Source organism: Vandammella animalimorsus (genome assembly GCF_002288875.1).
In the GTDB taxonomy this organism is placed as follows: Bacteria; Pseudomonadota; Gammaproteobacteria; order Burkholderiales; family Burkholderiaceae_C; genus Lampropedia; species Lampropedia animalimorsus.
Genome location: NZ_NTBH01000005.1, coordinates 156,947 through 178,620, shown reverse-complemented (window position 1 = coordinate 178,620; position 21,674 = coordinate 156,947). Strand labels below are relative to the sequence as shown.

The 21,674-nt window shown below is 65.0% G+C and carries 18 protein-coding genes; 7 read left to right on the top strand and 11 right to left on the bottom strand.

Annotated features, from left to right (window positions below; genetic code table 11):
• Nucleotides 1-70 precede the first annotated feature (70 nt).
• Entirely contained in the window at nucleotides 71-961 is an 891-nt protein-coding gene (locus CLI93_RS09060) for a fructose bisphosphate aldolase (protein ID WP_095542222.1), read from the bottom strand.
• Between the two features lie 303 nt (nucleotides 962-1,264).
• A complete protein-coding gene (locus tag CLI93_RS09055; RefSeq protein WP_172425540.1) occupies nucleotides 1,265-2,164 on the bottom strand; it encodes an META and DUF4377 domain-containing protein in 900 nt (299 codons plus the stop codon).
• A gap of 193 nt (nucleotides 2,165-2,357) precedes the next feature.
• Between CLI93_RS09055 and trpC the strand changes: the two genes are divergently transcribed.
• Entirely contained in the window at nucleotides 2,358-3,164 is an 807-nt protein-coding gene (trpC, locus tag CLI93_RS09050; RefSeq protein ID WP_095542223.1) for an indole-3-glycerol phosphate synthase TrpC, read from the top strand.
• A gap of 38 nt (nucleotides 3,165-3,202) precedes the next feature.
• Here the strand turns inward: trpC and hprK are convergent, their stop codons facing one another.
• The 9 genes from hprK to CLI93_RS09005 all read right to left on the bottom strand — a co-directional run bounded on the left by hprK (nucleotide 3,203) and on the right by CLI93_RS09005 (nucleotide 12,053).
• Nucleotides 3,203-4,195, bottom strand: coding sequence for an HPr(Ser) kinase/phosphatase (gene hprK / locus CLI93_RS09045; RefSeq protein ID WP_095542304.1), 993 nt, complete (start codon nucleotides 4,193-4,195; stop codon nucleotides 3,203-3,205).
• Nucleotides 4,196-4,203: 8 nt separating this feature from the next.
• A complete protein-coding gene (locus tag CLI93_RS09040; RefSeq protein WP_095542224.1) occupies nucleotides 4,204-4,683 on the bottom strand; it encodes a PTS sugar transporter subunit IIA in 480 nt (159 codons plus the stop codon).
• Nucleotides 4,684-4,890: 207 nt separating this feature from the next.
• Complete coding sequence (hpf, locus tag CLI93_RS09035; protein ID WP_095539279.1) at nucleotides 4,891-5,226, bottom strand: ribosome hibernation-promoting factor, HPF/YfiA family; 336 nt, start codon at nucleotides 5,224-5,226, stop codon at nucleotides 4,891-4,893.
• Nucleotides 5,227-5,526: 300 nt separating this feature from the next.
• A complete protein-coding gene (locus tag CLI93_RS09030; protein ID WP_095995868.1) occupies nucleotides 5,527-7,317 on the bottom strand; it encodes an acyl-CoA dehydrogenase in 1,791 nt (596 codons plus the stop codon).
• Between the two features lie 177 nt (nucleotides 7,318-7,494).
• Entirely contained in the window at nucleotides 7,495-8,280 is a 786-nt protein-coding gene (locus CLI93_RS14885; protein ID WP_143326997.1) for a hypothetical protein, read from the bottom strand.
• 145 nt (nucleotides 8,281-8,425) lie between these two features.
• Nucleotides 8,426-9,358 carry an electron transfer flavoprotein subunit alpha/FixB family protein gene (locus CLI93_RS09020; protein ID WP_095995866.1) on the bottom strand — a complete coding sequence of 311 codons (933 nt, stop codon included), beginning with the start codon at nucleotides 9,356-9,358 and terminating at the stop codon, nucleotides 8,426-8,428.
• A 20-nt stretch (nucleotides 9,359-9,378) separates the two neighbouring features.
• Entirely contained in the window at nucleotides 9,379-10,131 is a 753-nt protein-coding gene (locus CLI93_RS09015) for an electron transfer flavoprotein subunit beta/FixA family protein (RefSeq protein WP_095995865.1), read from the bottom strand.
• A 151-nt stretch (nucleotides 10,132-10,282) separates the two neighbouring features.
• Nucleotides 10,283-11,068: an enoyl-CoA hydratase gene (locus CLI93_RS09010; protein ID WP_172425539.1), complete on the bottom strand. Its 786-nt coding sequence runs from the start codon at nucleotides 11,066-11,068 to the stop codon at nucleotides 10,283-10,285.
• A gap of 34 nt (nucleotides 11,069-11,102) precedes the next feature.
• On the bottom strand, nucleotides 11,103-12,053 hold the full coding sequence (locus tag CLI93_RS09005) for a histone deacetylase family protein (RefSeq protein WP_095995863.1): 951 nt from the start codon (nucleotides 12,051-12,053) through the stop codon (nucleotides 11,103-11,105).
• Nucleotides 12,054-12,188: 135 nt separating this feature from the next.
• Here CLI93_RS09005 and CLI93_RS09000 point away from each other — a divergent pair, with 135 nt between their 5' ends.
• The 6 genes from CLI93_RS09000 (at nucleotide 12,189) to gyrB (ending at nucleotide 21,670) form a co-directional block, all read left to right on the top strand.
• Nucleotides 12,189-13,109 (top strand): AAA family ATPase, encoded by a 921-nt coding sequence (locus CLI93_RS09000; RefSeq protein ID WP_095542230.1) that lies wholly within the window; start codon nucleotides 12,189-12,191, stop codon nucleotides 13,107-13,109.
• Nucleotides 13,110-13,117: 8 nt separating this feature from the next.
• Nucleotides 13,118-14,104, top strand: coding sequence for a DUF58 domain-containing protein (locus tag CLI93_RS08995; protein ID WP_095542231.1), 987 nt, complete (start codon nucleotides 13,118-13,120; stop codon nucleotides 14,102-14,104).
• A 49-nt stretch (nucleotides 14,105-14,153) separates the two neighbouring features.
• Nucleotides 14,154-16,223, top strand: coding sequence for a transglutaminase TgpA family protein (locus tag CLI93_RS08990; protein WP_095542232.1), 2,070 nt, complete (start codon nucleotides 14,154-14,156; stop codon nucleotides 16,221-16,223).
• Between the two features lie 14 nt (nucleotides 16,224-16,237).
• Complete coding sequence (gene mltB, locus CLI93_RS08985) at nucleotides 16,238-17,383, top strand: lytic murein transglycosylase B (protein WP_238945793.1); 1,146 nt, start codon at nucleotides 16,238-16,240, stop codon at nucleotides 17,381-17,383.
• 445 nt (nucleotides 17,384-17,828) lie between these two features.
• Nucleotides 17,829-18,980, top strand: coding sequence for a DNA polymerase III subunit beta (dnaN, locus tag CLI93_RS08980; protein ID WP_095542234.1), 1,152 nt, complete (start codon nucleotides 17,829-17,831; stop codon nucleotides 18,978-18,980).
• Nucleotides 18,981-19,084: 104 nt separating this feature from the next.
• Nucleotides 19,085-21,670, top strand: a complete 2,586-nt coding sequence (gene gyrB, locus CLI93_RS08975; RefSeq protein WP_095542235.1) for a DNA topoisomerase (ATP-hydrolyzing) subunit B — start codon at nucleotides 19,085-19,087, stop codon at nucleotides 21,668-21,670.
• Nucleotides 21,671-21,674: the final 4 nt, after the last annotated feature.

The following is a 21,674-nucleotide window of genomic DNA, read 5'->3' as shown; positions in this document are numbered from 1 at the left end:
CTGCGGCAGTGCTGGCAGGCAAGCTGTGGGCCTGGCAAGGCGGCCCACAGTGCACAACGCAAATGGCCGATCAGGCGATCGAGGCCTGGTAGATGGATTCGATGGAGTCCTCCAGCGCCTGGTCGAACTGGTCATCGCCTTGCTGCGCCGACAGGCCTTCGGTCAGTGCGCGGCTGAAGCTGGCGATCACGCCGGGGTTGCGCGCCAGCTTGGCATTGGCCTCCTGGCGGCTGTAACCGCCCGAGAGCGCCACAACCTTGAGCACGCTGGGGTGCGCCACCAGCTCGTCGAAGAAGCCGTCCACCGTGGGCAGCGTCAGCTTGAGCATCACCGGCGTGGCGGCGGGGATCTTGTCCAGGCGCTGCAGCAGGCCTTGCTTGAGTTCGGCCTCGATGGCCTGCTTATCCGCTGCCTTGATGTCCACCTCCGGCTCGATGATGGGCACCAGGCCCGCGGCCAGCACCTGCTGCGCCAGCTCGAACTGCTGATCCAGCACCGCAGCAATGCCCGCCGGGTTGTTGGCCTTGATGACCGAGCGCTCCTTGGTGCCAAACACGCCCTTGGCCTTGGCGCGCGCCAGCAACTCGGCCAGGCCGGGGATGGGCTTCATCAGCTGCACGCCATCGGCCTCATCCTGCAGGCCCTTGTCGATCTTCAGAAAGGGCACAACGCGCTTGTCTTCCCACAGGTAGCTGGCCGCATTCTTGCCGTTGAAGTCGCGCTCGAGCGTCATCTCGAACAGGATCGCGCCCAGCACGCGCTGGCCATCGAAGGCCGGGCTGCTGACGATGCGGGTGCGCATCTGATGGACCAGATCGAACATCTGCGCCTCGCCGCTGTAGGCCGATTCCTCGATGCCGTAGAGCTTGAGCGCCTTGGGCGTGCTGCCGCCGCTTTGATCCAGCGCGGCGATGAAGCCCTGGCCGCTGGCGATGCGCTGCTGTTGTTCGGCTGTGGACATGGGTGCGTTTCTCCTTTGGTGCGAATGAATGACGACGGGCAGGCTTGGCGGCTCAGCGCGCGCAGGCCCAGGGCGGCTCATCCAGCCATGACGCTGCGTTGGTTGTGCTCACGCCAATGTGTGCTTGCGCCCGCGGCCGGTGACTGCGAAATCCAGCGCGCATTCTACCGGCCCACCCGCGCTGGACAGCGCCTGCGCTCTGCCAAGGCGCGGGCACTGTGCATGGAGTAAAAAAGCCGCCCTGTGCGGGCGGCGTCTTCAAGCGGCAGCGCTGCGGCAAAGCCTGCTCTGCCTTTGACGGTCTCAAGGGCGCTGCGGTTGCACCCACTCGGTGCCCACGGTCTCGTCCAACACGTAAACGTACGGACTGGCAACCCCCGGGCGGCCGCCCCGGGCCGGGTAGCGATGAATGCGCAGCAAGCTGCGCACGCCCGGCTCATGGGTAAAGCCTTCGATGGGCTCATGGAACAGCTCCCACGGCCCGGACGACTGGCGCAGGCCCTGAGCATCGAACTCAACGCGGCGCACCTCCAGGCACTGGCGCGTGCGGCCGGCCTCGCTGCAAGGCCGGGTGCGCGGCGCCACTTCCAGAAAAATGGTCTGCGGGGCCGCGCCATGGCGCGTGGCATGGGTGGGCGCGCCTTCAAGCTGCCACTGGCTGCCATTGGCAAACTCCAGCCGCAACTGCGGCGCGTGCGCCGGGCCGCTGATGCGCCAGCTGCGCACCTGCGGCAAGGCCGCTGCCAACTGCTGCTCCAGCGTCATCAAACGCTGATCGGCGCAGGCCTTCTTGGTCTGCATGGGCACATCCACACGCAGCTGATCCGGCCCTGCCAGGTAGGTGGCGCTCAACAGATTGCACAGGCCGCTGACGCCCAGGTACTGGCCGTCAAAGCGCAGCTGCACCGGCGTTCGCAAGGCGCGCTGGCCCCGGCCAAACCAGGCGCCGTCTCGCCCGGTGACCGTGCGCAGCTGCCAGTGGTACGCCGTCAGCGCATCCATGGCCTGCGCAGGCGCTGCAGCAGGCGCCATCGGGCTGCCGACATGGTCCGCTCTGGCCTGGGCAAACAGGTCACGCTGCGCAGGCTGATCCGGCTGGGCTGGCCCATTGTCGGGCGCGCCTGCCACCCCGGCGCCAGTGGCGCAGGCAGTCAACATGCCGCAGCACAGTGCAGCCAACATGGCATGGAATCCGTATCGCATCCAACAGCCCTTTCCTCGTTCAAGCTTGGTCGTGATGGCGGGCATGTACGCCCGCACGCCCTGCGCGCCAGGCCACCGCCCCAAAGGGTTTGCATCATAGCAAGGCCAAGGACATGGCCGTGCGCCAGGCGCTGGCCGCGCCCGCCTGCGCATACACTGCGGGCTTTGCCCATCCGCACACACCGCTGCCGCCATGTCCGACATCCTGGAAAAAATCATTGCCGTCAAGCATGAAGAGATCGCCGCCGCGCAAAAGCGCATGCCCTTGAACGCCGTGCGCGCCGATGCCGAAAGCCGTGTGCTGACGCGCGATTTCGAGGGCGCACTGCGTACCAAGATCGCCCAGGGCCAGGCCGGCGTCATTGCCGAGATCAAGAAGGCCAGCCCCAGCAAGGGCCTGTTGCGCGCCGATGCGCAGTTCATTCCTGCGGACATCGCACAAAGCTACGCCCAGGGCGATGGAACCACCAGCGCCGCCTGCCTGTCGGTGCTGACCGATCGGCAGTTCTTCCAGGGCAGCGTGGACTATCTGAAGCAAGCCCGCGCCAGCGTCGATCTGCCGGTGCTGCGCAAGGATTTCATGGTCGCGCCCTACCACATCTACGAATCACGGGCCATGGGCGCCGATGCCGTGCTGCTCATCGCCGCCGCGCTGGACGATGGATTGATGGCCGAGCTCGAAGCCATCGCCCTGTCGCTGGACATGGCCGTGCTGGTGGAGGTGCACGACGCCCATGAGCTTGAGCGCGCACTGCGCCTGAAAGCCCCGCTGCTGGGCATCAACAACCGCAACCTGCGCACATTCGAGACCCGCCTGCAGACCACGCTGGAGCTGCAAAAGCACGTCCCGCCCGAGCGCCTGCTGGTGACCGAATCGGGCATTGCCACGGCTGCGGACGTGCAGCTGCTGCGCGAGGCCGGCGTGCACGCCTTCCTGGTGGGCGAGGCCTTCATGCGCGCGCCCGAGCCTGGCCTGGCCCTGGCGCAGTTGTTCGGCTGAGGGGGCCGCAGGCGGAGGCCGGCGTTTCAGACGCCTGCTCAGTCGGAGGCTGGCCGCTGCGAATCGTCGGACTCAGGCAGCGCGCCGTCGGCCTGCATGGCCAGGCGCTGGCGGCGGGTGAATTCCTGGTAGGTGTCGATGCCGCGCAGCTGCAGGATGTAGTTGCGCACCGCCGCCTCGACCAGCACGGCGATGTTGCGCCCGGCCATGACTTGGATAATGGCCTTGCGCACCGGCACGCCCAGGATGGATTCGGTCAGCGGCTCGTGCGGCAGGCGCTCGTAGTCGCGCTCCATGGTTTCGCGGCGCACCAGATGCACGATCAGCCGCAGCCGCATGCGGCGGCGCACCGCGGTTTCGCCAAAGATGGCGCGGATGTCGAGCAGGCCAATGCCGCGCACCTCCAGCAAGTTCTGCAGCAGCTGCGGGCATTTGCCCTCCAGCGCGTTCTGGTTGATCTGCACCACATCAACGATGTCATCGGCCACCAGGCCATGGCCGCGCGTGATCAGCTCCAGGCCCAGCTCGCTCTTGCCCAGACCGGATTCGCCGGTGATGAGCACGCCCACGCCCAGAATGTCCATGAACACGCCGTGCAAGGTGGTGCTGGCCGCAAACAGCTTGAACAGGTAGCTGCGCATCACGTCGATGACGTAGGCCGAGGACTCGGCCGTGGCGAACATGGGGATTTGCGCCGTCTCGCACATGTCCAGCAGGGCCTGCGGCGCCTGCTGGCCATCGGCCAGGATCAGCACTGGCGGCTCCAGCTCCGTGATGCGCGCCACGCGGCGCACGCAATCGGCCTCGGTGGCATTGGTCAGATAGCGCACCTCGGACTCGCCCAGCACCTGCGCGCGGAATGGGTGGATGTAGTTCAGATAGCCGACCAGATCGGCACTGGCGCGCGCCGAGCGCAGCGCACGCTCATCGAAACGCCGCGCATAAGCGCTGCGCCCCGCAATCCAGCGCCATTGCAAGGCCTGCGCGAATTCGTCGAACAGGGCCTGAGCGCTGACGGTGTTGGGCATGATGGCCGGCCTTATTGCACCTCGGCGGGCAACTGGCTGGGGTGCCAATTGGCCACCAGGCTGTGCAGCTGCTGCGCATCATCGGCATGGATCATGGCCTCGCGCAGATCCACATCGCTGAGCATCTCGGCAATTTCCGAAAGGATTTCCAGGTGCTTTTCGGTGGCCGCCTCGGGCACCAGCAGGAAGATGAGCAGGCTGACGGGCTGCTCATCGGGCGCATCGAAACCGATGGGCTGCGCCAACTGGAAAATGGCCGCCATCGGCGCATTCAATCCTTTGATGCGACCATGCGGAATGGCCACGCGGTGCCCAAGGCCAGTGGAGCCCAGGCGCTCGCGCGCAAACAGGCTGTCGGTGACGACGGCGCGCGAGAGGCCATGCAGGGTTTCAAACAGCAGGCCAGCTTCTTCGAAAGCACGCTTCTTGCTCGTGACTTCGACGTGCACCAGCACGCGCTCGAGAGGCAGGATGGAGGCTAGACGGTTCATAAGTGGGGGAAGATTATGCCTATACAGTCCAGCACCCCTTCAATCTCTCGGTATTTCCCCTAGTTGGACTTGACATTCACGATGTATTGACAGTCAGGCCCAGTGTTTGGTATGGGGCGCAAGCAGCCCCGAGCAAACAACAAGCCCGCCAGGCAAAGCGCCAGGGCGGGCTTGTCATTGAGAGATTCGGCTCAAGGACGAATGCGCTTAAGCAGAAATGGTCTTCTTGTGGGCCTGATGGTCATGCTCCTTGAGCTTGTCCTTGAAGCGCACCACTTGGCGGTCGAGCTTGTCCACCATTTCATCGACGGCTGCGTACAAATCCTCATGCGCGGTCTTGATGTGGATGTCGCCGCCCTTGAGCAGCATGGTGCATTCGGCCGTCTGGCGCCCTTGCTTTTCCTTGGTGTTCTCCAGCCCCAGCACCACCCTCACATCGATCAACTGGTCGAAGCGCTTGGCCACGCGCGCGAGCTTGCTTGTGACGAATTCACGCAATGCAGGCGTGACTTCCAGATGGTGTCCGCTAATGGTCAGGTTCATAAGACTTGCTCCTTTCGTGATGATCGGCGCCAGCGCATTTTGCCCACTGAGCGTCAATGCACTGGCAGGCAAAAGCCCAAGCTGGCTTTTTGCTCAGCGCCTCGCGCGGGCTGGGCGCCCGGCCCGCACAAAAGCCTGAAGCTGCACTATGCGCCGCCGCTGCGTTTTCCGCAATAGAGGCTCACCCGCAGAGTCTGCCAAACCGCACCATGCAGGGTGCATCACTGCCGCGCGCGCACAGCGCCTGGCAGGCCAGGCGCTGTGGCGCAACTGCGTAATGCCCTTCATCGCGCCATGCGATCAAAAGCCATCGAGCGGCAGCTCGGTGACGCTGTGCGCACCGTTGACGATGGCGTCGCGCAAGGCCTTGGTGCGCGGCAGGATGTGCTCGGCGTAGAAGTGCGCGGTGGTGATCTTGGCGTCGCAGAAGGCCTGATCCTGGCCCTTGGCGCGCTCGGCCTGCGCGGCCAGCAGGGCGCGGCCCATGTTCCAGCCTGCCACCAGGTTGCCCGCCAGCATCAGGTAGGGCACGGAGCCGGCGTAGGCGGCATTGGGGTTTTCGCGGCTATTGGCGACGATGAAGTCCACCACGTCCAGATAGGCTTGGCGGGCAGCGGCCAGCTCACGCGCCACGGCCTGGGCTGGCTCCGTGCCCAGCGCAGCGAGCTCCTGCTCGGTCTTGGCGATGCGCTCGGCAATGGCTTTGGCGACCTGCCCACCGTCACGGCCGGTCTTGCGCCCAACCAAATCGTTGGCCTGGATGGCGGTCGTGCCTTCGTAGATCGTCAGGATCTTGCAATCGCGGTAGTGCTGGGCTGCACCCGTTTCCTCGATGAAGCCCATGCCGCCGTGCACCTGCACGCCCAGCGCCGTGACTTCCTGGCTGATCTCAGTGCTGTAACCCTTGACCAGCGGCACCATGAATTCGTAGAAGGCCTGGTTTTCCTGGCGCACCTGGGCGTCCGGGTGGCGGTGCGCAGCGTCGTAGGCGGCCGCGGCCGTCAGCGCCGTGGCGCGCGTGCCTTCGGTCAGGGCGCGCATGGTCATCAGCATGCGGCGCACATCCGGGTGGTGGATGATGGGCGCGCTGCCCTTGACCGAGCCATCGACCGGGCGGCTTTGCACGCGCTCGCGCGCATAGGCCACGGCCTGTTGGTAGGCACGCTCGGAGACGGCAATGCCCTGCACGCCCACGGCGTAGCGGGCGGCGTTCATCATGATGAACATGTACTCCAGGCCGCGGTTTTCCTCGCCCACCAGATAGCCGATGGCGCCGCCGTGATCGCCAAATTGCAGCACCGCCGTGGGGCTGGCCTTGATGCCCAGCTTGTGCTCAATACTCACGCAGTGCACGTCGTTGCGATCGCCCAGCGAACCGTCGGCATTGACCAGGAACTTGGGCACCACGAACAGGCTGATGCCCTTGACGCCCTCGGGCGCGCCGGCCACGCGTGCCAGCACCAGATGCACGATGTTCTCGGCCATGTCGTGCTCGCCGTAGGTGATGAAGATCTTGGTGCCAAAGACCTTGTAGGTGCCATCGGGCTGCGGCTCGGCGCGCGAGCGCACCAGCGCCAGATCGGAGCCGGCCTGCGGCTCGGTCAGGTTCATGGTGCCAGTCCACTGGCCGGAGATGAGCTTTTCCAGGTAGGTGGCCTTGAGCGCATCGCTGCCGGCTGTGATCAATGCCTCGATGGCGCCATCGGTCAGCAGCGGGCACAGCGCAAAGCTGAGGTTGGCGCTGTTGAGAATTTCCTGGCAGGCCGCGCCGATGGTCTTGGGCAGGCCCTGGCCGCCGAATTCGGCATCGTGCTGCAGGCCTTGCCAGCCGCCCTCGGCGTACTGTGCAAAGGCCTCTTTGAAGCCCGGCGAGGTGGTGACCTGGCCATCCTTCCAGCTCGAAGGCTGGGTGTCGCCCACCACGTTCAGCGGGGCCACGACATCCTCGTTGAACTTGGCGCACTCTTGCAACACGGCCTGGGCCGTGTCCAGGCCAGCTTCCTCAAAGCCGGGCAGCTGGGCCACGGCCTCGATGTTGGCCAGATGCTCGATGTTGAACAGCAAATCTTTGATGGGTGCTTGATAACTCATAATCGGATCTCCAGTGCTAATAATCCTCTATTCGAGAATACGAAAATTCTCTGCTACTCAGTACAGCACAACACATTACCTTCCGCTCAAAAAAACCAGCAGGAGGGAGATAAAGTCAAATATTTCTATTCAGAAAAACCTAACCCCACTCCACACCGTTACAGTTTCAAAAGACAACTACTTAGCAGACCAAGTAGGCTTCTTCAGAAACTCTTTCAAAACGCCATTCTTATAAACAAAGTCAAGACGTCCACGCCCCCCTTTAAAACCCGAACCATTTTCAAACTGAATTGCATGCAACACTACCGCACCATCTTTACGCTGATAATATCTAACGTAATCCGAACAACTACCGAACTCCTCAGTAACCCTTCGAACCCCTTTAGCATTAATTTCAATCAGCCTAAACAATGCAGGGCAGGCCGTACCCCCGACAACCTCAACCAGCGCTAAATCCAAATCACCGTCTTCAAAAACATGCCTGAGCTCCAAGCTATAGTTTCCCTCAACTTCTGGATGAACGAGCACTCCGTTGAACGTCAAACGATTCTCATCGTCCACACCGAGAACACCGTAGCGAGTTTCAAGCTTATCAGAGACATTATCGTAATCAATAGCAGATATTTCTACATTGACAACTTGTTGCACAACAAAGGCTGCAGAAAAATCAAATTCATCACTAATTTCACTAGGGACTTCCTCAGCGTCTTTAGCTTTCAATCTTACAGCACAATAGAGCTCAGGAACACATTTCGACAAAATACTTCGCCCCACCTTAGATTTATTCTTAAAGAAATAGATTATGAGATCACCGGATTCATCAGAGAATTTAGAGATGCTTGAATAAACCGAATTATTAACAAGCAGGCCAGAAACCTCCTCAACATCCGACTGCGCACGAGCCGACGCCCCCAACATCAAAAAACCAAAGAAAACCCAAGCAAAAAAACGGAAAGTCCTCATAGCTCACCTTGCTTCAAAATTGCTCAAGCAAGAACAGATTTATAGAAATCAGCTCATGCAACAAAGAGCACAAACAAACTCATAAAAAAGGCGCCTAAAGGACGCCTTTTTCCTCAACACCCTCTAAATGGACTTATCCATAAATTCACAGGGCTTTGATCAGGGCAGGCACAATCTCAAACAAATCGCCCACCAGACCATAATCGGCCACGGAGAAGATCGGCGCTTCCTCGTCCTTGTTCACAGCGACGATGACCTTGGAGTCCTTCATGCCGGCCAAGTGCTGGATGGCGCCGCTGATGCCCAGCGCGATGTACACCTCGGGCGCGACGATCTTGCCAGTCTGGCCGACCTGCAAATCGTTGGGCGCATAGCCCGCATCGACTGCGGCACGGCTGGCGCCGATGGCTGCGCCCAGCTTGTCGGCCAGCGGGGTGATGACTTCCTTGAACTTTTCCTCGCTGCCCAGCGCGCGACCACCGGAGACGATGATCTTGGCTGCCGTCAGGTCGGGGCGGTCGCTCTTGCTCACTTCGCGGCTGACGAAGCTGCTCTTGCCCGAGTCGGCCACGGCGGCCACGCTGTCCACTGCGGCAGAGCCGCCGCTGGCGGCAGCGGCGTCAAAGCCGGTGGCGCGCACGGTGATGACCTTCTTGGCATCGCCGCTTTGCACGGTGGCAATGGCGTTGCCGGCGTAGATCGGGCGCTCGAAGGTATCGGCGCTGACGACCTTGGTGATGTCGGAGATCTGCGCCACGTCCAGCTTGGCGGCCACGCGCGGCGCGGTGTTCTTGCCGCTGGAGGTGGCGGGGAACAGGATGTGGCTGTAAGCGTCGGCCACGGCCAGCACCTGCGCGGCCAGGTTCTCGGCCAGACCATTTTCCAGCGCTGCGCCATCGGCGTGCAGCACCTTGCTCACGCCAGCGATCTGCGCTGCGGCCTTGGCGGCCTCGCCCGCGTTGTGGCCAGCGACCAGCACATGCACCTCGCCACCGATGGCGGCCGCAGCGGTCACGGCGTTGAGCGTTGCTGCCTTCAGGCTGGCGTTGTCGTGTTCGGCAATTACGAGTGTCGTCATGGTGTTTTGTCTCCCGTCGATCAGATGACCTTGGCTTCGTTCTTGAGCTTGTCGACCAGCGTGGCCACGTCCGGCACCTTGATGCCGGCGCTGCGCTTGGGCGGCTCACTGACCTTGAGGGTCTTCAGGCGCGGCGCCACGTCCACGCCCAGGTCGGCGGGCTTGACGGTCTCCAGCGGCTTTTTCTTGGCCTTCATGATGTTGGGCAGCGTCACATAGCGCGGCTCGTTCAGGCGCAGGTCGGTGGTGACGACGGCCGGCAGGTTCACGGCAACAGTCTCCAGACCGCTGTCGACCTCGCGGGTGACGGTGGCCTTGCCATCGGCCAGCTCAACCTTGGAGGCAAAGGTGGCCTGCGGCAAATCGGCCAGCGCGGCCAGCATCTGGCCAGTCTGGTTGGAGTCGTCGTCGATGGCCTGCTTGCCCATGATGACCAGGCCGGGCTGCTCCTTGTCCACCAACGCCTTGAGCAGCTTGGCCACGGCCAGCGGCTGCACCTCGTCGGCGGTCTCGACCAGAATGGCGCGATCAGCGCCAATGGCCAGGGCAGTGCGCAGGGTTTCCTGGGCCTGGGTCACACCGATGGAGACGGCGATGACTTCGCTGACGGCGCCTTTTTCCTTCAGGCGCACGGCCTCTTCCACGGCGATTTCATCGAAGGGATTCATGCTGTGCTTGACATTGGCAATGTCCACACCGCTGTTGTCGGACTTCACGCGCACCTTGATGTCTTTATCGACCACGCGCTTGACGGGTACCAGGACCTTGGTCATTTCGTTGTCTCTCCTAATGGGGAAGCCCTGCCTTGGCGAGAGGATTTCGGCTTCAGGTTTTGAAAAATCGCAACGCGGGGCATTCTAGGGCCTGTTCACGGCTGCGCCGGCCAAACACGCCGTAGGCCGTGCAGAGCCTTTGAACAGGCTCTTATAAGTCCTGCCAACGCGGCGGGCGCTTTTGCGCGAAGGCCTGCGCGCCCTCCTGCGCGGCAGCGTCCATCATGTTGATGGCCATGGTCTGGGCGGCAAGCTGGTAGGCCGCCTCCAGTCCCATTTCTTGCTGAGCGTAGAGCAATTGCTTGCCACGCGCGATGGAAATGCGCGGCTTGGCGACGATGGCAGCCACCAAATCCTGCACCGCCGCATCAAGCTGCTCGGCCGGCACGACGCGGTTGAGCAGCCCGGCTTGCAGGGCCTGCTGCGCCGAGAGGAATTCGCCCGTGAGCAGCATTTCCATGGCCTTTTTCAGCGGCACGTTGCGCACCAGCGGTACGCTGGGCGTGGAGCAAAACAGGCCGTACTGGATGCCGCTGACGGCAAAGCGCGCACTGTCGCTGGCCACGGCCAGATCGCACTGCGCCACCAGTTGGCAGCCAGCCGCCGTGGCGATGCCATCGACCTTGGCGATGACCGGCACCGGCAGGCGGTGGATGGCCAGCATGAAGCGGCTGCACTGCGCAAACAGCGCCTGGTACCAGGCCAGCTCCGGGTGGGCGGCCATGTCCTTGAGGTTGTGGCCGGCGCAAAAGGCCTTGCCGTTGCCGGCGATGACCACGGCGCGCAGCTGCGCATCATCGGCCAGCGCCTGAAACTGGTTGATCAGCGCCTCCAACATCTGGCCGCCCAGCGCATTGAAGCGCCTCGGATCGTTGAGCGTGAGCTGCACCACGCCATGGGGCTGGCGCTCGACCAGCAGCAAATCCTGTGAGGCCATGCGATCCTCTCCTTCCATATGCGCGCCGTCCTGACTACAGACCGGCCAGCACGCGCACGTGCGCCTCGACGCAGCGCGCCAGTGCATCGGGCACATAGCCGCCTTCCAGGCTGGAGACGATGCGCCCCTTGGCATGGCGCTGGGCCACTTCGACGAGCTTTTGCGTGATCCAGCTGTAATCGCTCTCGTTGAGCATCAGCTGGCCCATGTCGTCCTCGTGGTGGGCGTCAAAGCCGGCGCTGATGAACAGCATCTCGGGCTGGAAGGCCTCCAGCCGCGGCAGCCACAGCATGTCGATGATCTCGCGCACGTCCATGCCCTTGGTGTAGGCCGGCACGGGCACGTTGAGCATGTTCTCGCCCTTGGGCGTTTCGCCGCTGTGCGGGTAAAACGGGTGCTGGAAAAAGCCCACCATCAGGGCCTTGGGCTCCTTGGCCAGGATGTCCTCGGTGCCGTTGCCGTGGTGCACGTCAAAATCCACCACCGCCACGCGCTTGAGTTGGCAGCGATGCAGCGCATACATGGCGCCCACGGCCACATTGTTGAAAAAGCAAAAACCCATGGCCTTGTCGTGCTCGGCATGGTGGCCGGGCGGGCGCACGGCGCAGAAGGCATTGTCCAGCTTGCCTTCAACCACCAACTCGGTGGCGGCCACCACCGCGCCGGCGGCACGCAGCGCCGCGTTCCAGGTGTGGGGGCTGAGCATGGTGTCCGTGTCGATCTGCGAGTAGCCGTCCCCGCCGGCCTGCAGCTCTTCCTGCATCAGCAAGTCCAGCCCGCGCATGGCCGCCACGTGCATGCGGCTGTGCGCCAGCTCCAGGTCGTAGATGGAGGCCTTGGGCGCATCGTGGCGCTGCAGCGCATCGAGCACGCCGCTCATCAGCAGCCGGTCCTCGATGGCGTCCAGCCGGGCCGCGCATTCCGGGTGCACCGGCCCCATATCGTGCAGCCAGCAATCGCGGTGGGTGAAATATCCTGTGGCCATTGCATTGTCTCCGCTGTTTCTTTTGTTTACCATCGTGCGCTTTGATGACAAATCGCTGCCGCACCGGGATGCGGCGTCGGCACTGTCACAAGCCCCCTGCCCCAATCCCATGGCACAGTTACTTTAACGTCAAAAATGCCCTACCAAGACCAAGTCGCCGCCGTGCTGGAGCAGCTCAACACGCTCATCGTCGGCAAGCCTGCCCAGGTGCTCGATGGCGTGACCTGCCTGCTGGCCGGCGGTCACCTGCTGATCGAGGACGTGCCCGGCGTGGGCAAGACCACACTGGCACACGGCCTGGCCGGCAGCTTCGGCCTGCAATTTGCACGCGTGCAGTTCACCGCCGATCTGATGCCCAGCGACCTGACCGGCGTCTCGGTCTACGACCGTGCGCAGGAAGGCTTCGTCTTTCACCCAGGGCCGATCTTTTCGCAAATCCTGCTGGCCGATGAAATCAACCGCGCCAGCCCCAAGTCGCAAAGCGCATTGCTCGAAGCCATGGAGGAGCAGCAGGTCTCGGCCGAAGGCGCCACCCGGCCCCTGCCCCAGCCCTTCTTCGTCATCGCCACGCAAAACCCGCGCGAGCAGCTGGGCACCTATCCGCTGCCCGAGTCGCAGCTGGATCGCTTTCTGATGCGTATCTCGCTGGGCTACCCCGACCGCGAGGCCGAGCGCCAGCTGCTGCAGGCCAATGGACACCGCCAGCAGGTGCGCCAGCTGCGCCCGCTGGTGGATGCGCAAGACCTGCTGGCCATGCAACAGGCCGTGCTGCAGGTGCATGCTGCCCCGGCGCTGCTGGACTATGTGCTGGATCTGGTCGAGGCCAGCCGCTCGGGGCAATGGTTCGTGCAGGGCTTGAGCCCGCGCGCGGCCATTGCGCTGCTGCGCGTGGCCAAGGCCCGCGCCTGGATCCTGGGGCATGCGCACGTCTCGCCCGATGACGTGCAGGCCACGCTGGTGCAAACCATTGCGCACCGCCTGGTGCCTGTGTCGCAGGCTGGCCGCAGCGCCGCCGAGCAAGTGCAGGCCATGCTGCAGGCCGTGCCGCTGCGTTAAGGCCTGCGATGCCCGCGCCTCGCCTGCTGCCTGGCTCGCTGCGCCAGCGCCTTAACGCCTGGATCGAGCGCCGCCTGCCGCGCACGATGCACTGGCAGCTGTCGCAGCGCAACCTGTACGTGCTGCCCAGCGGCGCCGGCTGGATGCTGGGCCTGACGGCCGCATTGCTGCTGATTGCCGCCATCAACTACCAGATCAACCTGGGCTTTCTGTTCACCTTCATGCTCGCGGGCGTGGGTTTTGTCAGCGTGCTGGTGGCGCATGGCAATCTGCGCGGCCTGCAACTGCACTGCCAGGAGCCGCCGCCCTGGTTTGCACACCAGCCAGCGCGCCTGCCGCTGGTGCTGCAACACCCTGGCAAGGGCACGCGCTTTGCAATCGCGCTGCGCGCGCAAGGCCAGCCCGAAGACCACGCCAGCATGGTGGACGTGCCCGCCGGGCAGCCGCTGGCCGTGGCGCTGGGCCTGCCGCCGCTGCCGCGCGGCCAGCACCCCTGCCCGGCGCTGAACATCGAAACGCGCTACCCCATCGGTGCCTTTCGGGTCTGGTCGATCTGGCGCCCCGCCGCCAGCTTGCTGGTCTATCCCGCGCCCGAGCCCAACGCCCCGGCGCTGCCAGCGCAGCACAGCGCCGGGCAGGCAGGCCTGGCCTCGGCGCGCACGCCCTCGTTCGAGATGGAGGGCTTTCGCAGCTACCAACGCGGCGACCCGATCAAATCCATTCTTTGGAAGAAAACCGCCACGGCTCTGGCCACCGGCAGCGGCGACTGGGTGCGCCGCGACCAAACCGAGCAGCAGGCCAGCGAGCTGTGGCTGGACCACGCCGCCACCGGCCTGCAGCACCCCGAGGCCATCCTCAGCCGCCTATGCGCCTGGGTGCTGGCCGCCCATGCGCAAGAGCTCGTCTACGGGCTGCGCCTGCCGCAACTCCAAATCCCGCCGGGCCAAGGCCCGGAGCACATGCACCAGTGCCTCAAGGCGCTGGCGCTGAGTTGAACGCCGCCCGCGGGCCTGGCGATGCCATGCCCGCACTCGGAGCGACACGATGAAGCACCGCCTCTCCCGCTGGCTCGACGCCCAGCCCCGCCAGACGCGCGACACCCTGTTCCTGCTGGCCGTGCTCAGCCTGCTGGCCCTGCAAATGGCGCGCGCGCTGCCCACCTGGGCCGGCGTGTTCGCGCTGGGCCTGCTGGGCTGGCGCTTTGCCCTGGCGCTGCGCCAGCGCCCCCTGCCCAAACGCTGGCAGCTGGCGCTGCTGCTGGCCCTGGCGCTGCTGGGCGCGGGCTGGGAAGTGCTCACGCAGCAGTCGATCTCGGGCGCGGCGCTGACGCTGCTGCTCATGCTGCTGGCCCTGAAGACGCTGGAGATGCACACCCGGCGCGATGCCCTGGTGCTGTTCTTCCTGGGTTTTTTCTGCATCGTCACCACGTTCTTGTTCAACCAGACCCTGCCCGTGGCCCTGTTGATGGTGCTGGTGTTCTGGGGCCTGCTGACGGCGCTGGTCAACGCCCACAAGCCCGTGGGCCGGCCGCCGCTGCGCGAGGCGGCACGCAGCGCGGCGCTGCTGGTGCTCATCGGCCTGCCGCTGATTGGCACGCTGTATGTGCTGTTTCCGCGCTTTGCGCCGCTGTGGGGCATCCCCAATGCACCCGGCCAGGGCCGCACCGGGCTGTCCGAATCCATGCAGGTGGGCACCATCAGCCAGCTGGCGCAAAGCCGCGAAATCGCACTGCGGCTGCGCTTTGCGCCCGGCTCGCCCGTCCCCAGCCAGGGGCAGATGTACTTTCGCGGCCCGGTGCTCTCGCACTTGCAGGGCCGCCACTGGACGGCGCGCGGCGACCTGCCCGTGCAACCCCAGGCCGAGCCGGGCACGGCCTACAACCCCTTCGAGCCCGCCGGCCAGGCCGTGCGCTACGAGACCGTGCTCGAACCGCACGGCCAGCGCTGGCTACTGCCGCTGGAATGGCTGCCCCAAGTCCAGCCACAGGCTGGCGGGCTGCGCAGCGCCCTCAGCCACGAGCTGGTCTGGAACAGCCATCGCCCGCTCAACAGTGCCACGCGCTACCAGGCCAGCAGCCATCTGGGCGGACAGTTCGCGCGGCTGGCCAAGCCCACCCAACTGCGCCAGTACCTGCAACTGCCGCAGGATGGCAACGCACGCACGCGCGCCTGGGCCGCGCAACTGCGCGAGCAACACCCGCGCCATGCAGGCCCAGCGCAAACACTGGCGGCCGATCAGGCCCTCATCGCGCAGGTGCTGCAGCAGCTGCGACAAGAGGAGTTTCACTACACCCTGCAGCCGCCGCTGTACGGCGAGGATACGGCCGACGAGTTCTGGTTCGTGCACCGCCGCGGCTTTTGCGAACACATCGCCTCAGCCTTCGCCATCCTGATGCGCGCAGCCGACATCCCGGCGCGCATCGTCACCGGCTACCAGGGCGGCGAGCCCAACCCCATCGACGGCGTCTGGACCGTGCGCCAGTCCGACGCCCACGCCTGGGTCGAGGTCTGGCTGCCCGAGCAAGGCTGGACGCGCATCGACCCCACCGGCGCCATCGCGCCCGAGCGCATTGAGCTGTCGCAGTCGCAGGCCCTGGACAGCGCCGGCGCCGACGCGCGCGCGCGCGGCTTTGGCGCCGGCGCGCGCTGGCTGCTGCGCCTACAGGCCCTGGGCGATGCCATCGACTACCGCTGGACGCAATGGGTGCTCAACTACGACCAAGGCCGCCAGCAATCGCTGCTGCAAACCCTGGGCCTGCAACGGCTGAATTGGTCGCAACTGGCCTTGCTCATCGTCGCCCTGGTGCTGATCATCGGCCTGGGCTATCTGGGCCTGCCGCAGCTGCTGCGCAGGCGGCAAGACCCCTGGCAGCGCCTGCTGGCGCAAACCCGCCAACGCCTGGCCCAGGCCGGCCTGCAGCTGCCCGAGCACCTGCCGCCGCGCCGCATGGCCCAGGAGATGCAAGCATTTTTTGGCGTCCAGGCCGCAGCCGATGCCGCACAATGGCTGCTGCTGATGGATGCGCAGCGCTATGCTGCCCAACCCCCGGCGTCCCTGGCCGAACTGGAACGCCGCTGGCGCCAGCTGCGCTGGCCCGCCCCGCCCCCACCGTGATTGCCCCCATCCCCGTGTCTGCTCCCTTGCCTGCCCGACTTCGCGCCCCCGCATTGCCTGCCCGCGCCCGCTGGCGCCATGCGCTGGCCTGCGCCGCCCTGGCCTGCCTCACATGGCTGGGCGCAGCAGGCGCGCCAGCCCAAGCCCAGGGCGCAGCGCAAGACAGCGCCTGGGCCACGCAGCTGCACGACCTGGCCGGCAGCTTTGCCGCCGATCAGGACATCTCCGCCGAATGGGCCTGGAAGGTGCTCTCGCAGGCGCGGCACAACGGCCGCGTCAAGCGGCTCATGACGCCCTCCACCCCCAAAGCCCCCACAGTGCGCGATTGGCAGGCCTACCGCGAGCGCCTGATCACCGCTGCGCGCATCGAGGCTGGCGTGGCCTTCTGGCGCCGCCACCAACAGCAGCTGCAAGACATTGAGGCGTTCAGCGGCGTGCCCGCCAGCGTCATCGTCGGCATCATTGGCATCGAGACCACCTATGGCCAGAACATGGGCAGCATCCGCGTGCTCGACGCCCTGGCCACACTGGCCTTCGACTACCCCAGCAACCACCCCCGCGCATTCGAGCGCAGCCAGTTCTTCCGCAAGGAGCTTGAGCAGTTTCTGCGCCTGTGCCACAGCAACGATCTGGACCCTTTGACCCTACAGGGCAGCTTCGCCGGCGCCATGGGCGTGCCGCAGTTCATGCCTTCGAGCTGGCGGCTCTACGGCCGTGACGGCAACGAAGACGGCGTGGTCGATCTGATCAGCAGCCCGCAGGACGCCATCGCCTCCGTGGCCAACTACCTGCTGGCGCACGGCTGGCGCGCCCATCAACCGGCCTATCTGGGCGTGGCCTTGCAGGCCCAGCCCGAGCAGCTGCGCGCTCTGCTAGCACCCGACATCCTGCCCACCTTCGACCAGGCCGCGCTGCAGCAACTGGGCGCGCTGCCGCAGCCGGCGGGCACGCAGTACGACGGCCTGATGGCGCTGGTCGAGCTGAAGAACGGCGCGCGCCCGCCCGAATACATCCTGGGCACGGAAAACTTCTACGCCGTCACGCGCTACAACCAGTCCAGCTACTACGCCCTGGCCGTGCTGCAGCTGGGCGAGGCCGTGCAGCAGCGCATGCAACAGCTGCAACCCCAGCGCCCGCCCGCGCCCAAGGTGGAGCCCTGAGAGCCTGTTCAAAATCTTTGCACGGCGGTCAAGAGAGCGGATTTGGGCGCTCTGCTGCGCCCGCAAAGCCTCGCCATAGCCCCAGCCATGGCTGCGTTTTGCGCCTTGCAGCCCACCCCAAACCGCTTCTTGCCCACTCACGCCGAGATTTTGAACAGACTCTGAGAACGAACTTGCTCGCGCCGCACTCATCCCAGAATCGGCCACTTGCTGCGCACACAGAACTTGCAGCCCATCCCAGCCTGGAGCGCACGGCAGCACAGCGAATGTGCATACAGGCATGACGCTTTGCGGCCGCCCGCATGGCTGCGGCACACACACAGCGCCCGCCTTTACCAGATCAGGGGCGGTTTTCGGCCAAAATAGCGCATTTGCCCGTTTTTCGGGCGATTCTGGCTGTGCCCGGCCCGGGCCATGCCCGCTGCGCCCTTCATGGAGAGACCAGGTGATTGTTTTCAAAGCCCCTCAGGACAAGGTACTGTCGGTCCTGCAATCCATTGCCGGCATCGTCGAGCGCAGGCACACCCTGCCGATCCTGGCCAATGTGCTGCTGCGCAAGAATGGCAACACCCTGCAGCTGACCACCAGCGACCTGGAGGTGCAGATCCGCACCACGGCCGACCTGGGCGGTGATGCCGCCGCCGATTTCGCCACCACCATCGGCGCGCGCAAGCTCATCGAGATCCTGCGCACCTTCCAGCCCGATCAGGTCGTGACGCTGGAGGCCTCGCAGGAGCGCTTCATCCTCAAGGGCGGCAAGAGCCGCTTCACCCTGCAATCGCTGCCGGCCAGCGACTTCCCGCTGGTGCAGGAGTCGCCCAACTTCGGCCCGGCGTTTTCCATCCCACAGGCGGTGCTCAAGAACCTGCTGGGCCAGGTGTCCTTTGCCATGGCGGTGCAGGACATCCGCTACTACCTCAACGGCATCTTGTTCGTGGCCGAGGGCCGCACGCTCAGTCTGGTGGCTACTGACGGCCACCGCTTGGCTTTTGCCAGCGCCACGCTGGACACCGACGTGCCCAAGCAAGAAGTCATCCTGCCGCGCAAGACCGTGTTGGAGCTGCAGCGCCTGCTGCGCGACGTCAAGGCCCCTGCCGCCCCGGCGGGCGAGGGCAAGGACGATGCCGGCCCGATGATCCAATTCCAGTTCGCCAACAACCAGGCCAAGCTCAGCTTCAACGGGCTGGAGTTCGTCACCAAGCTGGTCGAGGGCAAGTTCCCGGATTACAACCGCGTCATCCCCGTGGGCTACGGCAATGTCGTCACGCTGGGACGTCAGGCCCTGCAGGCCAGCCTGCAGCGCATGACCATCATGACCAGCGACAAATTCAAGGGCGTGCGCCTGAACTTCGAGCCCGGCATGCTGCGCATCAGCTCGGCCAACGCCGAGCAGGAGGAGGCTCAGGACGAGCTGGAAATCGATTACGGCGGAGGCAAGGTCGAGTCCGGCTTCAACGTCAGCTACCTGCTGGACGTGCTCTCCAACATGCAGCAGGACATGGTCAGCATCGCCTTCGAGGACGGCAACAGCTCGGCGCTCATCAGTATCCCGGGCGATGCCAACTTCAAGTACGTGGTGATGCCGATGCGCATTTGAGGGCTTGTGCAAGCCACCGCCACATTGCTGCTGCACCACACCCATGGTGCAGCAGGCGTTTTGGGCCCACCGCCGCGTGCCTGCCGCCAGAGAAAGGAATTTTCATGACCGACGCCAAGCGCCCCGATCCCGCCGACACACTCGAAGGCGTGCTGCCCCCGGCCCCGCCCTCGGACTACGACGCCGGCGCGATCCAGATCCTCGAAGGGCTGGAGGCCGTGCGCAAGCGCCCGGGCATGTACATCGGCGACACCTCCGATGGCACGGGCCTGCACCACCTGGTGTTCGAGGTGGTGGACAACTCCATCGACGAGGCCCTGGCAGGCCACTGCGACGACATCCTCATCACCATCCACGGCGATGGCTCGCTGAGCGTGCAGGACAACGGCCGCGGCATCCCCACGGCCATCAAGATGGACGACAAGCACGAGCCCAAGCGCTCGGCCACCGAGATCGCGCTGACCGAGCTGCACGCCGGCGGCAAGTTCAACCAGAACAGCTACAAAGTCTCCGGCGGCCTGCACGGCGTGGGCGTGAGCTGCGTGAACGCGCTGTCCTCCTCGCTGACCGTCACCGTCTCGCGCGAGGGCTTGCAGCACGAGCTGAGCTTCTCGCGCGGCAAGCTGCTCGATCGGCAGATCGAGGTCGTGGACGGCGTGCAGGTCTCACCCATGCGCATCATCGGCCCGGCCGAGCAGCGCGGCACGCGCGTGCATTTCCTGCCCGACACGGACATCTTTCAGCAGAACAACGAATTCCAGTACGAGGTGCTGGCCAAGCGCCTGCGCGAGCTGAGCTTTCTGAACAACGGCGTGCGCATCCGCCTGCTGGACGAGCGCACCGGCCAGGAGGACGACTTCGCCGGCAGCGGCGGCGTGCAGGGCTTTGTGGAGTTCATCAGCAAAGGCAAGCAGGTGCTGCACCCCACCACTTTCTATGCCAGCGGCAGCCGCCCGGCCGACAGCTACGGCGGCATCCCCGGCACGGAAATCGGCGTGGAAGTGGCCATGCAGTGGAACAGCAGCTACAACGAAACCGTGCTGTGCTTCACCAACAACATCCCGCAGCGCGATGGCGGCACGCACCTGACGGGCCTGCGCGCGGCCATGACCCGCGTCATCAACAAATACATCGAGGAAAACGGCCTGGCCAAGAAGGACAAGGTTGAAGTCAGCGGCGAGGACATGCGCGAGGGCCTGTCTTGCGTGCTCTCGGTCAAAGTGCCCGAGCCCAAGTTCAGCAGCCAGACCAAGGACAAGCTCGTCTCCAGCGAAGTGCGCGCCCCGGTGGAAGACATCGTGGCCCGCGCGCTGACCGACTTCCTGCTGGAAAAGCCCAACGACGCCAAGCTCATCTGCGGCAAGATCGTCGAGGCCGCCAAGGCCCGCGAAGCCGCGCGCAAGGCCCGCGAGATGACGCGCCGCAAGGGCGTGCTCGACGGCATGGGCCTGCCGGGCAAGCTGGCCGACTGCCAGGAGAAAGACCCCGCCCTGTGCGAGATCTACATCGTCGAGGGCGACAGCGCCGGCGGCAGCGCCAAGCAAGGGCGCGACCGCAAGTTCCAGGCCATCCTGCCACTGCGCGGCAAGATCCTCAACGTCGAGAAAGCGCGCTACGAGAAGCTGCTCTCCAGCAATGAAATCCTCACCCTCATCACCGCCCTGGGCACCGGCATTGGCCGCACCGTGGGCGAGGACGGCAAGGGCGGCGCAGACGACTTCGACGCTGCCAAACTGCGCTACCACCGCATCATCATCATGACCGATGCCGACGTGGACGGCGCCCACATCCGCACCCTGCTGCTGACCTTCTTCTACCGCCAGATGCCCGAGTTGGTCGAGCGCGGCCACATCTACATCGCCCAGCCGCCGCTGTACAAAGTCAAGGCAGGCAAAGAGGAGCTGTACCTCAAGGACGCCCAGGCGCTGGACCAGTTCCTCACCCGCATCGCGCTGCGCGACGCGCGCATCCTGCCGCGCGAAGGCGCCCAGCCCATCGAGGGCGAGGCGCTGGAAAAGCTGGCCGCCACCTACCAGAAAGCCCAGGGCGCCATCCTGCGCCTGTCCACCTACATGGACGGCCAGGCCTTGCAGGCCTTGGCCGACGGCGTGCCGCTGCGCGCCGACACCCTTCAGGACATGCAGCACACCGCCGCCGCGCTGCAGCAGCATTTGAGCGACCGCACCCGCGTCACCGAGCAGGCGCAAGTCGAAGCCCTGATCGACCCGCGCACCGAAAAACCCGTGCTGCGCATCAGCCGCCGCCATCACGGCAACATCAAAAGCAGCCTCATCCCGCAGGACTTCGCCAAAAGCGCCGACTACCACACCCTGGCCCAGGCCGCCCAGGCCCTCAGCGGCATGCTGGGCGAAGGCGCCAAAGTGCAGCGCGGCGAGGGCGAGCGCATGAAAGAGCAGGAGGTGGCCAGCTTCCACCAGGCCATGCAATGGCTGCTGGCCGAGGCCGAGCGCACCACCAGCCGCCAGCGCTACAAGGGCCTGGGCGAAATGAACGCCGAGCAGCTCTGGGAAACCACCATGGACCCGGCCGTGCGCCGCCTGCTGCGCGTGCAAATCCAGGACGCCATCGAGGCCGACCGCATCTTCACCATGCTCATGGGCGACGAGGTGGAGCCGCGCCGCGACTTCATCGAAGCCAACGCCCTGCGCGCGGCCAATATCGACGTGTAACTGG